Here is a 12,453-nt window from a genome sequence, read left to right on the forward strand (position 1 = left end):
GAGGTGGGTGGCGAAGGGCGCAACCTTCAATTCTGCCATCGCATCGTGAACTTTGATCTGCCATGGAATCCGATGCGTATCGAGCAGCGTATCGGCCGTATCCACCGCATCGGGCAGGAGAAGGAGATCGAGATTGTCAACCTCTGCGCCCGCGGGAGTGTTGAAGATCATCTGCTCACAATACTGGATAAGAAGATCAATCTTTTCGAGCTGGTCATCGGCGAAGTGGATCTGATCCTCGGGCAATTGGAGGACAAGCGCGAATTCTCCGAGCGGGTTCTCGAAGCCTGGGCCTCTGCCAACACCGACGAAGATGCGGCGGCGAATTTTATCGGCCTTTCGCGTGAGCTGGAACGGGCCAAAGAGAAGTACGAACGTATCAAGTCCCTGGATGACTCGCTCTTCGGCGAAGATTACGAGGTTTAACATGGATCCACTGCAATTCGCGACCCGCGTATTGGATTTGCACGGCGCCGTCGTTGAAGGCAAGACCGCCGTGGATGCTCATGGCAACCAGATCTGCACCCTGCACACACTCCTACCCGCAGAGCTCGCTGCCCGGCTCGAGTGGGAGGAAGAATCCAGGCTGGCAACGAGGCCGGGAACGGACAGCAACCTCCGATTGATCGGTTATGGATCCGCCGACCTCGAGATGCTGCTGGATCTCGTGCGCACGCAATGCAGCGCCGTTAGGATTCGCGGCGACCTCCCTTGGCCGCGCCCACGCAGCCTCGCCAATGAGGCGCAGGAAGCCTTTCGATTTAGGACGCGCGTCCAAATGACCCTGCGTGAGACTCAGCCCTCGCATGCAAACTACCTTCTCGTGCACTACTTGCTGAATGCCGTCAGCGAGGAGACCTACGAAAGCCTGATCGCAACCATGGTCAATCAGGCGACGCTCTCCCCTGTTGGAGAGCTCATCCAACAAATCGGAGACCCCCAGGTCTTTGTTCCCCGCCGGGGCGGCGATCTCATGGGCGGCGGAACGCTCAAAGAAGTCGCCCAAGCGCTTCAGCGCGAGGCGTCGCGGATGGTCCATCGCCGGCTCGATCCATTCCGAGAGAGCTTGGACCGCCGCCGGAACCGAGACGCCCAGCGCCTGCATGGCTATTACGAAGCGCTGGCCCAAGAGGTATGCCGGAGGAAGACCCGCGGGCGGAAGCTCAGCGCCACGCAGGTCGACGCCAAGTTGGAGAGCATTCGAGGGGAGTATGACCGCAAGGTGCGGGATCTTGACATGCGATATGCGTTGCGGGTGCGCTTGAAACCGGCGGCCGTGATGCAGGTCGACATGCCGGTGCTCCGCGCCACCTACGATCTCCGATATCGCCGGGAGGAACGCATCCTGCCCATTACCTGGAATTCCCTCCTGGGCCGCTTGGAATCGATCCCCTGCGACGAATGCGGCAAGGGCAGCCTTGAGATGACGATCGATGATCGGCTGCGCGTGCTGTGCTTGGAGTGTGCCGGGAAATCATCCTGATATGGGGTGCGCTTATGGATTCTCTCATCGCCCTGGACAACCGCAACCACAGACCTTGTTTGGATCTGTATGGCGGGACGATTTCGGACCCGAAAGCGCGGTTGATGTGGACAGGAATATATGAAAGCCACAGCCATCAGAGACTACCGCAAATTGAAGCTCAAACGTCCATCCATGAAATGAATGCCAAGGCGGGCGAGTTGGAGCATTAGATGTTCCTGCCACGTGGGTTCCGGCGCCGGGATTGGCGACTGGAGCGTCGAATCATAGACTTCTGTAAGATTGAGCGGCCCTTTAGCCGGTGATTCCTTTGCGGATGACCGGTTCTGGGGCGCTTCGAGATATTTTGCTGCTTCAGGAGTCTCGCGCGACGCCCGGGTCTCCCTCTCAACATCTTTTTGCGCAACCGAGGGCGTCTTCTCCCTTCTCAGCGGCTCTGCCGCCGCAACTTGCGGAATCTCTTCCTCCACCTTCGGCGCTTCCAAAACAACCTGCGGAATCTGTTCCTCTATCTCCGGCTCTGCCGCCGCTGCCGGCGACGCCGCTGCCGCCGCGACCGGCGCGGATTCCCGTTCAACCTGCGCCAATCTCTTTTTAAACCCACTCTGATACGTCGTCACAATCGGCCTTATCCTCGGCGCGATTCCCAGCGAAGGCGCATAAACCAACTTCGCCCCCCCCACTTCCACATCAACCATCGGCTGCCCGGTTAATACCCAGTTCGACGGAAGCCAATTATCCGCGATCCGAATCTGATACCGGGCCGATGGAATATCCCGAACCTTGTACATTCCTGAGTTGTCCGTGAGCCACTCGGCCACATGCGTTCCTTCCTGCGTCAACACCATTCGAATCCCGCTAACCCCGCCCTCCTCAGAATCCCGGGCGCCATTATGATTATCATCTTTAAATACGAGGCCGGAAACTTCTCCACCCCGCGTCAGCGGAATAGCAATCTGCGTTTCATTTCCGGCCGATACATGAACCTCCAGTGGAAGCTTCTGCTTTAAAAAATATCCGGAGGGCAGCGTCTCCTGATTCAGATCCAACCAATAGATCCCCGGATTCATCGCCTCCCAATCAAATTGCCCCGCCCGGTCAGTGATCCTATGACTCCCCTCCATCAGCAGAATGACACCCTCGATGCGCTCCTCATCGAGATCGGGATACCCATCCATATCCTCGTCCAAGAAAACAACGCCGCGTACGCCGCCTCGAACCGGAGACCAAACAACCGGCAGCGCCTCCGCTGAAGAGAAAGTCAGCCGCACTTGCCACCGATCGAATTCCAACTCGCCGTTGTTAGTCCGGAATCCGGCATCGGAACTTAGCCATAACTTTCCACCCAATCGCAGGCCTAATTTGGGATAGACACGATCCTCTCTCACCCGATCGTTGATATTAATGACGGAAGAAACCCATCGCGACGCAAACATTAGACTTGCCGTCACACCCCTTCTCCATGAATTCCACGCAACATCTCCGGAAAGTGACGTCGCCCACGTCGCGTTATCGCTGACTGTAGAGCGTCCATGATCATCATTAAGGTGAAACGCCACATGCCACCCCGGCGCCTGCCAACCCAGATTGAATTCCAGCCCATTTGTGCGTCCCGAGCTGCCCGACAGATGATTCTCCGCCAGCCCCCACTTCCACATTGCCGTGGCCAGAATCGGGCCCAAATTATGCGAGGCCATGATGCTCATATCGCGTTCTTGGGTTTGCGAGCGGCTTCCGGAGGCTTCGCTTTCGTAAGAATTGCTCCCCGCCGTTATCTCCACCCCCGGCCAAGAAGAGGTGAGAATGCGCCCTCCAAAGCGAATGCGGGATGTCGATGATTCCGGCGAATCCTTCGACATGTATGAGCGGCCGCGGGACGAATCAACATTCATCCATAGCTTGGCAAAGGGACTCACATTAAAACTTGAATAAAGAGCGACACCATCCCTGTTGTGGGCCCATCCGGTATATCCATCCGACCCATAATAGGTCCGGCCCCGGATCTTCAACTTCGCACTTTGATAATCCAGATGAAACAGCCCGCTGTTCCCCCGCGAAATCCCGGTGTAAGCGCGGGTCCTGGAAAACCCCGTTTCGTATCGAAGATTCAGCTCTTGGGTGGGATTAAAACGGGCCGTGATACTTGTCAAATCATCCTTGTGGTATTGAACTCCTTCCTCGCCCTGTCGAACATAATCGACACTAAAAGCGAACTTCCTAACGGTCCCATATTCAATGCCGGCGCCCCACGTCGGAATCACTTCCGGCATGCGCCCCTTGCCGGCAAGAAACCGTCCCGTCCACTCACCCCTCTGCCCCTCGAACGCTACACCCCGGGCCGAAATTGATTTTGTCGTGACATCAGGATATTCCCGGTGAACATCGCCGAGATTCAGTTTCCACGATTTATCGAGCCAGGCCAGGTGAAAGCGCTGATTCTTCCAAGAAGTAATTCCTGGATTTTGGGTCTCCGTCGTGAAATCGGCTTCCATATCGATCTGGGCGCTTGGACTGATATTTCCCTTGGTATCAAATCTAATCCCATAAAACGGCTGATTTCCTTGGGTCGCTCCCATCCGCATCATGACATTCAACGGCAGCCGCTTGTATCTGCCAGGTGCTCGGTGCGATTTATAAACGGTAGTCAGGACCTCTGTTTCGGAATGAACAGGCTGGAGCCCGGTCATGGCATTATTTTGATCAGCCTTGAGTTCAAGTATATACAATGTCTTCTCACGATCGTTATCCGGCGGGGTCATCGTCGCGGAAATTTGCCGACTCTCTCCCGGCTCCAGTCTAACTTTTGTCTCGGATAGCCTCGTCTCGCAGAGTGGAATCGAAAGGGCGCTGATATGGTAGACATCCGTCCTATTCCCGGTATTTTGCAGCTCAAATAGATGCTTGACCTCGCTCCCCGCCTCACCCTCCAGACCATCGGTCAGCGACCTCACGTACATTCCGCTTGTCGGAGCGACTTCGACATTGAGCACTGCATTCTCAAGCCTGCGAAATTCGGGAATCGTTTGCGCGCGAACAATAATCTTATGCAACGAATCGGCCGAAGCCTGCGATGGAACCCAGAGGGTAAATGGAATGGTCCAAATGGCGTGTGCGGGAATAACGACCTGCTTTCGACCGGTCACGGGGACCCATTCATCAGGGGCATCAATCTCAAGCTGAAGTTTTAGCGAGTCGGATTGCAAATTTTCGATCTGATAACTGCAGGTGAAAAAATCCCCGGCCCTTGCCGGCGCCCTTTGAACTCCCGAGATATACGCTTGATCGAATTCCTGCAGAAGAAATTCAGGCCTCCCCTGCGCGGGTTTGGCCGCAAAACCTAAAATGAGCGCAAGCATCCCCAGACAGGCGAAAACAGGCCTGCTGCAAAGCTTGGTCCTGCAAATGCTAGATGTATTCAATCCGGAAGATGAGTCCCAAGCTATAGGCGCCCGGATCAGTCTCCCAATCGATCTTAACCAACGCATCGAGGGTGATCCGCGCCGCTCCTCCTTGAGGATTTTCAACGACGACAGCCTCATGGCTTTCGAGTCTTTGATAAGCCTCCTTGCCTTCGTTATCCAACTTCCACATCAGATCCGAACAGGGCTTGCCCGCTCCCACCGGCTCGAACACTTCCTGGTCAGACCTTATGGTCAATATCCACCCGCGGGTCGATTCACCCGGTTCGATCTCCAAGGAAACGGCGTAATTCCCCCTCGCTTGGTCGATCTCCACATATCCATCATCAACTGACGCTGCGGTGACCAACGGTGCGTGCACCCTTTGTATTTCAGCCCGCAATTCCGGTCCATCGGCCCGGGCACTTGTCGCTGGAGCCATAGGGCCCGCGAGTATAGGGATTAAAAGCAACAATGCCCGAATCTTATGGCGCGTCATGCGTGTTGACTCCTAATTCAGTTTGAATTGCAGACGGGGTTTGTAGACACCGGCCGCGCAATTTTGCCAGTCAAGCAGCATCCGATATGAAAGTTCCACGGCCTGGCCGTTCACCCGGCTTTCGCCGGATGTGATGGTCTTCCAATCATTCGAAATGAAATCGTATTGTCTTTTATCCACAGACCACTGCAGGGGAATTGGACCCTCCCGCAGAACCGAAATATCATCCCGATCAGTTTTAATACTCAGGGTCCAAGGGGTGTTGCTGAACAAGGTCAGTTTGAAGGGTGCGGGGACATTTAGATATCCCGCCATGAAATCCGCAGCCGTCGGCGAAGGAAGGGCCCAGACAACCTGATCGATTTCCAGTTTTTGCAGCTGAGGCACAAAGAACTGTACTTCAACCCGGACCTCATTCCCCAGTGCGGAAACCGACAGGCACCCGATGGCAAGCATCACGATCGCCGCCACGCCAAAATCAACCGCACAGCGGGCGCCAAAGCGCCTGATCCGGCGGGCGCTGGCGCATGCACCACAATGGGCGCCCGGATTCGTTTGTGATCGCTTCACCGGAATCATTACTCGCCGGCCTTCCCCTGGCCTAAGAGAATATCCTCATTATCCCCTTCAATCTGGAACATCTCCTCCCCCGCGATGAGGTGATCCCCGCCGAAATCGATTATCGCAAGGGCCGTGTAGATGCCCGGCGGCAGCTTGGTGTCGGTCGTCACGACCAATTCGCGTTGATTTCCCGGAAAGAGCCAAAACTTTCCGCCGGAATTAAAGCTCAGCGATTCGACAACCCCGCCTTGCGCATCCCGCAACTCAACGCGGCCATCGCACCGCAGGATGCAGTTTCCGGCATTCTTGACGGAGGTCAGTATTTCCCGGCCGTGCTCCGCCGGATTCACGCCGACAAATGTGACTTCCGCATCCGGCACCTCTGTTCCCTGGACATTTTGGAAGATTCGAATACCGATCCGCTGCTTCAAAAAGACCTGATATCTCCTGCCTTCAATCTCACGTGTGCTCGGCTCCGGCGTGCTGACCTCTTCAATATATAGTTTCGTCCAATAACTTCCCCTCGCATTTTCGGGCACCGCCATTCTCAGCATGGCCCGCTTTGTTTCACCAGGCTCGAGTTCCACTAACTGGTCGCCAATGGAGATCCACGGAGCGCAGCTTCTATCGACCGCACCCGGATCCCGATCCTCTTCCTGGCCGTTCGGGTAAACATGGCAGTCGGCAAGGTACAGTTTCAGGGTTAGAGGGAGTTTTCCGGTATTATGCATCGTGATCGTGGCACCCCCCTGCGATCCGGCTTCTATGGCCAGATGCTGTTCCATGGGGGAAGCGACAAAAGCCGCCACACAAGCGCCCGGCGGCAGCAGCGGCAGCAATAAGATCGCGAAAGACAGGGCTATAACAGTACGCCGCAGCAAACCGGTTTTCATCTCCATCCTCCAGTTTCGACTTCTCTTCCCATCCGTCCGGGTGTTTTATAAAAGCTGCCACGCGGATGCTTCCAAAACCCATGTTATGGCAGATGGGTCGTTAACGTATAGGTCAAGGAAATGCTGTAGGATCCCGGTATATCCTTTGTCCAATCGAGCAAGACCTTGGTTTGTATATCTACCGCATTATCCGTAACGGCGCTGTCGTGCGACAGAATTTCGGTATCCGTCGTAGAGAGAGTGATATAGGAATCGGCCCCGTTTTGGATCGTGCCGGTCGGTGTGTTGGTGATCTTTATGACGAGATCGTCTTCAGCCTTGTCATACGCCCCGGGACAGGACCATTCCCCATTGCGTTTGACATTGAGATCCCATGTATCATTCGTGCTGAGGGTCAGCGTCGTCGCATCGGCCGCGGATTCAATAAAACCGGCGTCAAAGGCCGATTCACCGGCGGCATCGACGGAAAGGGTGAGAATGCCCGACACGTCCCCGCTGATATTCAGCGCACTCAGACGCGGGACAGCGACTGTCAGGGAGGTTGTTTGGATCTCCTGAGCAAAAATCGGGCATAGTGAGAGCGTCAGGAGCGCGCACAGAAATAGACGGAATGATGGCCTGACGGACCTCATCCGTTCCTCCTTGAACTCAACCGTGCCGTCCCTGGCAGGTTTAGCCGCCGCTAATCATGCGACGGATGGCGCATTGAGGGCCTGGCCTAAAATCCGGTTGGCCGGCGGCGCCGGCAACAACCGGATCGCCCCTTTTTGTCCTCTAGTTTGTCTCCATTGTATAAACCAGAGTAATCGAGTAGACGCCCGGAATATCCGTTGTCCAGTCCAGGAGCACTCTCGTCTGAATTTCGACGCTGTTGTTGGATACACCCGTTGGATGAGTGAGCATGGCTTGTTTCGCCGCCGGAGGTGACACATAGCTGTCATAACTGTTTTGGATCGTTCCGGTGGGTGTATTGGTTATCTGAATCAGCAGATCAGTTTCATCCTTGTCATATGTGCCTGGACACGTCCATACGGCATTATAATTGACACCGAGCTGCCATTGTTTGTTGGCGTCCAGCGTAAGGATTGTGGCATCCGCGGCTGATTCCACATATCCAGCGTCATAGGCTGACTCGCCTGTCCCATCTTGGGTCAAAGTGAGTAGCCCCGTGAGATCGCCGGCGATGGAAATCTGGCAGAGTTCCGGGATGGTTCCGCCAATCGTTGAGTTCACCGTGTCGGACTCATCGGCGGCCCATACTGCTGTCATGCTCAATGAAAGCGCGACAAAACAGACAAAGAGTAGTCTACGCATTACTTAAACCTCCAGGCCGAGTTGTGCTCTGACCCAGTCGTTCTCAAGAACCCCTGTTACCATTCCTTTGGCATGAGGGCTCCCTTTTCTGAGCATCCTGCCCAGTTGGTCTTCAGCATCCAGAGCTAATCGAAGGCTCTGCGCTACCTAGCTCATCGGGAAATTCAAAAAGGATATTTAGTCGCGTTTGGGCAACAGGACGGAATCCGGGGCACAAAATTTACCAATTTCAGGCTGATTCTGTCGGCGCCCCCAAAGACCCGCCCGTTTAGAATCCAAACGGCGCTGAAAGACAGGAATTATTACGCTTGGTCTGTATTAGGCTATGACATATTGCGATAGCGGAATTATCTCGCAATTCACTTTAGATGCGGACGGGCCCTGCCGGGGCGACCGCGGGGCGATATGTTGGACCTGATCTAATCCCCGGAAGAGTTCAGCCCCTCCTCCACGACCCTGCAATACAAATTGACCAGCTCCATCTCCCGGATTGAGCCGCAGAGAGTCTCCGTCAGATTCGGATGGCCGACGACAATCGCGAGGCTCTGGGCCCTGGAAATGGCGACGTTAAGGCGGTTCTTGTTGAAAAGAAAATCAATGCCGCGGGGCGAGGTGTCGCCCGCGCTGGCGCACATGGAGACAATGACCACAGGAGCCTCCTGCCCTTGGAACTTGTCGATGGTTCCAATACGCGCCCCGGGTCCGAGAGCCTGCTTCAGCTTTCGGATCTGCATGTTGTAGGGCGCGACGATCAGGATATCGTCAAGAGTCAACCGGCCGGCGTTCTTCCCTTTCTTATCCGTGTGTTCCAGTTTCAGGAGGCTTTGTATGAGGCCATCGATCGCATCCACCTCCTCATCGCTCCCCTGGACATTGCCGGCATGTTCCACCGGAATAAAGAGAAGCCCCGCTTCCCGGGTCATCGCCATCGATGGGGCCGGCGTCTCTTTAATCCGCCCCTTTATTGCGCCGGATCCGGCAACCAGGATTCTTCTGGCCGCCGTGTGCTTCTCGGGCTGAAGCCGGCCCTCATAAACCGCCTCCGAGATAAACCGGCACAGCTCGGGATGAAGCCGCCAGGTCGTCCCGAGAAAGATCCCGAGATCATCCGGAATCGTGGCGTGATCCTGAAGAAGGTATTCGAGCGTGGACAATCCGCTTTCCCCAGGATGCGATCCCCGCGTCGGCTGGCCGAGCTGCATCTGATCGCCGAGCAGAACCACATTCCGGGCACTCGGGATCATTCCCGCAAGGTTGGCGATGCAAACCTGTCCCGCCTCATCGATGAAGAGATAATCCAGCGAGCCAACGGCTTCAGGTCTGACAAAAGCCCAAGCCGTCCCGCCGATCAGGTCATACCTGCCGATGGCCTGCTTGGTACTCGCCTCATGCCGGATCCCGGTCTCTTCAAAGAGCGGATCGTCAGGCTCGCCTCCCACCTTCGCGGCGGACAGGCCGACACCCGCTTTCTTGGCGAACTCCGCCACCTTCCCCATCAGATTGCAGATCGCCTTATGGCTGTTGGCGCTGATCCCCACCCGTTTCCCGGCCTGCAGGAGCCCGAGGATGACGTGGGCCGCCGTGTGGGTCTTGCCCGATCCGGGAGGACCTTGGATGCACAAGGTCGTATCCCGCATGTTCAGCGCCGCATCGAGCGTCCCGGCGAGGATATCTTCACCTTTGCGGAGGAGCGGTCCCTTCATCCTTTTGTGAATCCGTGGACGGCGGCGGTGCAGATAATCATCAAGGGCGGATGGGAGTTTGTTCGATTTTTGATATTCTCTGACAACCCTCTCGATCGAGGCCTCGATCGATTCTGTCCCCACGTGATCGTCAGGGACCAGGCTGAGTTGGGCCGGCGGCGAGCTTCCGATCTCCTCAAACGCCTCCAGCGCTTTGGGACCGGCTAATAGTAACACCCGCCCCGCATCCATATCGATTTGCCCGATCTTGACTTTCCACCCTCGATGCCCGGCAATTTCACAAATCGACCCAACAGTGAGCTTGGTATCTTGATCGGGATCGAAGCGATACTCAAATCCTGTTGATTGTTTGATGGCTACTGCCGGCATGCGTGTCCGTTTGAGCCCCGCAAGGCAACCAAGGTCATCCCACAATTCCTCATCCGTCATCTCGTGACGATTGTAATACTCCCACCACATCGGCTTCTGCTCACGGCGGTGGAAGGTGACGAGCCAAGCCAGCAGCTCGCGGATACGCCATTGGTCATCCCTCTTTGATGCCGGTGCCGTGGAAGCGCCGCTGGAGGCCTCTGTGGAGGCGCCGTCCGGGATGGAATCCAAAAGCTCCTGGCTCAGGATCTCCCGCGCGGTCGGCTCCCGCATCGCCTCCGCGGGAGCGGCCGCCCCGGCGTCCGGGATATAGTCAATCCGCCATTTCTTTTGCAGGCCGCGGAGCCATTCAGTGAGCTTGTGGGTGGATTCGCAATCCTCTTTGTTATAGTTGCGGATCTCGTTGAGGATTTTTGACGTTTCCCATGTGGCGCCGTCCTGAGCTTCCAGCCACCGCTCGTAGAAGAGGATCGAATCGCCGGCGGTCGCAACCTCCGCTTCCCGGCCATCGAGATAAAATTGCTCGACCTTCTTGAGCGAATAGCTCGGGAGACCCATCCGGACACCCTGTTGTACAATCTTATAAAGGTCGACGAAGACGCCGGCGCGAAGGAGCGTGTCCACCTCATTCTCGCGCGTCGCATACTTCGTCATGAGCCGTTTTATCGCGGTGACCTCGTAGGCGGCGTAATGGTAGATGTGCATCGCGGGATCTTTGTTCCACCGGGCGTAGGCCCAGTCGATGAACGCCTCGAACGATTTTTTCTCGTGACGCTCGTCGTGCGCCCACCAGTCGTGGTAGGTCAGCTCTGGATTGGTGATCGGCTTTGGGCTTCGGGAGGCACGCTTTGGCGTCTCGATGGTGACGGCGCCGAGGAGATACTCGAGCCCGCCCTTGGCTTGGGCTTGGGCCTGGCCTTGGAATTGGGCGAGCGGATAACCCTCGATGTCGAAAGTCACATCGTTTTTGGAGGCCGGCGGGAGGAGGGCTAATCCGCGGGCCGGGTTTTGCGGGTCGGGCTTGATTTGTTCGAAATGAGGTTTGTTTGTCGTTTTTGTGAGCATTTGCAGCCGGGCCTGCTCGCACAGCTTTTCCTGCGTTTCGGCGCGCATCTTGGGGACTTTTTTGCGGTGCGCTTTGGCGAGCTGCGCGACGGTCGTGACCTTGACGTTCTTGAGACGCTCGATCTGGATGGTGGTGATGCCGGCCACGAGGCTCAGGTGGTCGTGTTCTTGGAGCCATTGCCCGGCTGTGCTTTCCCAGCGGCCATTTTTGCCTTCACCGAGCGGTTCGGGCGGGTTTTGGGGATCTTGGGGATCGAAATTGTTTTGTTGCGCCAGGAAGCCGCGCTTGAGGAAGAGGTAGTAGAAGAAGAAATCATCGGTCCGGAATGATTTTTGGGTTCCGTCCCCGAGGACGATTCTGATCAGCTCCGGTTTTGTGCCCTGGACAGCTTCCAAGATCTCGGCGAGGCAGCAGAGCTGGATAAGGAAATAGGGCTTTGTCTGCAGGGAGAGCTTCGTGTCCCAGACTTCGTAACTGTAATTGCCGAGTTTGGAGGGCTTGCCAGTCTTTATTAAGAAATCGGCGTATCCGGTTAATTTTTCGTGGGATAGGGCGGCCTGGTAGATGATGCCGCGACCCTCCGCCATTGCGGCGGCCGTCTCCCCGACACGATCAGCTCCGGTGGATATCTCGCATATATCCTTCTGCGCGGCCTTTAATTGGGCGAGGAAATCGCGCTCGTGTTCGAGGCCCCTTTTCCGGATGAGGATAGCCTCGTCGGCCGATGCGTCAGGTTGTGTTCTGTCCGGGTGCTCGAGATAGAGGCGGTCCATCCAGGTGATGTACGGGTTTTGAAGATAGTTTGTGAGGTCGGTGGGCGAGAATTGGATGGATGCGCCGGATTTTTTCATAACGTATCGTTCATCGGATTCAGCCTAACACCATCTTCAACCGTGGGCGTTTCTCTTTGACGGGCCACCTTTCCCGACTCTCCCGGCAAGCAATCCACCCAGCACCCCGGCTGCAGCCGTGAGGGCGAACTCACCAAGAGCCTGCAGGCTGATGGTGAAGCCGGGGAACAACATGGTGATGCCGGCGATGACACCAGCGACGGCCCCGTAGCGCCATGCGGCGCGATGGGCGCCGCGGGCCGCCCACGCCGCCGCAAGGAACGTCAGAATGACCCCAATCACAAACCATGAAGAACGGCCGAACTGCTCGGCGAAC

The 12,453-nt window shown here is 56.3% G+C and carries 10 protein-coding genes; 2 read left to right on the top strand and 8 right to left on the bottom strand.

The features are described from left to right. A partial coding sequence (locus tag KJ970_06960) for an ATP-dependent helicase (protein ID MBU2690652.1) occupies positions 1–426 on the top strand: 426 nt, incomplete at its 5' end. 1 nt (position 427) lies between these two features. After that, the gene (locus tag KJ970_06965; protein ID MBU2690653.1) at positions 428–1,483 is read left to right on the top strand and encodes a hypothetical protein; all 1,056 of its coding nucleotides are present in this window, start codon (positions 428–430) and stop codon (positions 1,481–1,483) included. 143 nt (positions 1,484–1,626) lie between these two features. Here KJ970_06965 and KJ970_06970 read toward each other — a convergent pair whose 3' ends face one another. From KJ970_06970 to KJ970_07005, 8 genes are all read right to left on the bottom strand, one after another. Next, on the bottom strand, positions 1,627–4,839 hold the full coding sequence (locus tag KJ970_06970; protein MBU2690654.1) for a hypothetical protein: 3,213 nt from the start codon (positions 4,837–4,839) through the stop codon (positions 1,627–1,629). 49 nt (positions 4,840–4,888) lie between these two features. Next, entirely contained in the window at positions 4,889–5,323 is a 435-nt protein-coding gene (locus tag KJ970_06975) for a hypothetical protein (protein ID MBU2690655.1), read from the bottom strand. A gap of 69 nt (positions 5,324–5,392) precedes the next feature. Beyond that, positions 5,393–5,950, bottom strand: a complete 558-nt coding sequence (locus tag KJ970_06980; GenBank protein ID MBU2690656.1) for a hypothetical protein — start codon at positions 5,948–5,950, stop codon at positions 5,393–5,395. A gap of 8 nt (positions 5,951–5,958) precedes the next feature. Further along, positions 5,959–6,834 carry a hypothetical protein gene (locus KJ970_06985; GenBank protein MBU2690657.1) on the bottom strand — a complete coding sequence of 292 codons (876 nt, stop codon included), beginning with the start codon at positions 6,832–6,834 and terminating at the stop codon, positions 5,959–5,961. 83 nt (positions 6,835–6,917) lie between these two features. Then, on the bottom strand, positions 6,918–7,466 hold the full coding sequence (locus KJ970_06990; protein ID MBU2690658.1) for a hypothetical protein: 549 nt from the start codon (positions 7,464–7,466) through the stop codon (positions 6,918–6,920). Between the two features lie 142 nt (positions 7,467–7,608). After that, positions 7,609–8,148 (bottom strand): hypothetical protein, encoded by a 540-nt coding sequence (locus KJ970_06995; GenBank protein MBU2690659.1) that lies wholly within the window; start codon positions 8,146–8,148, stop codon positions 7,609–7,611. Positions 8,149–8,567: 419 nt separating this feature from the next. Then, on the bottom strand, positions 8,568–12,137 hold the full coding sequence (locus KJ970_07000) for a TM0106 family RecB-like putative nuclease (GenBank protein ID MBU2690660.1): 3,570 nt from the start codon (positions 12,135–12,137) through the stop codon (positions 8,568–8,570). 36 nt (positions 12,138–12,173) lie between these two features. Next, positions 12,174–12,453, bottom strand: a 280-nt coding sequence (locus tag KJ970_07005; protein ID MBU2690661.1) for a hypothetical protein, incomplete at its 5' end; no start/stop codon positions are given.

It is taken from the genome of Candidatus Eisenbacteria bacterium (assembly GCA_018831195.1).
In the GTDB taxonomy this organism is placed as follows: Bacteria; Eisenbacteria; RBG-16-71-46; order CAIMUX01; family JAHJDP01; genus JAHJDP01.

What these genes read in the sequence shown, in the direction of transcription:
- KJ970_06975 (MBU2690655.1), bottom strand. Translation starts at nt 5,323, where the DNA reads ATGGCTCCAGCGACAAGTGCCCGGGCCGATGGACCGGAATTGCGGGCT.
- KJ970_06970 (MBU2690654.1), bottom strand. Translation starts at nt 4,839, where the DNA reads ATGCTTGCGCTCATTTTAGGTTTTGCGGCCAAACCCGCGCAGGGGAGG.
- KJ970_06990 (MBU2690658.1), bottom strand. Translation starts at nt 7,466, where the DNA reads ATGAGGTCCGTCAGGCCATCATTCCGTCTATTTCTGTGCGCGCTCCTG.
- KJ970_06965 (MBU2690653.1), top strand. Translation starts at nt 428, where the DNA reads ATGGATCCACTGCAATTCGCGACCCGCGTATTGGATTTGCACGGCGCC.
- KJ970_06985 (MBU2690657.1), bottom strand. Translation starts at nt 6,834, where the DNA reads ATGAAAACCGGTTTGCTGCGGCGTACTGTTATAGCCCTGTCTTTCGCG.
- KJ970_06995 (MBU2690659.1), bottom strand. Translation starts at nt 8,148, where the DNA reads ATGCGTAGACTACTCTTTGTCTGTTTTGTCGCGCTTTCATTGAGCATG.
- KJ970_07000 (MBU2690660.1), bottom strand. Translation starts at nt 12,137, where the DNA reads ATGAAAAAATCCGGCGCATCCATCCAATTCTCGCCCACCGACCTCACA.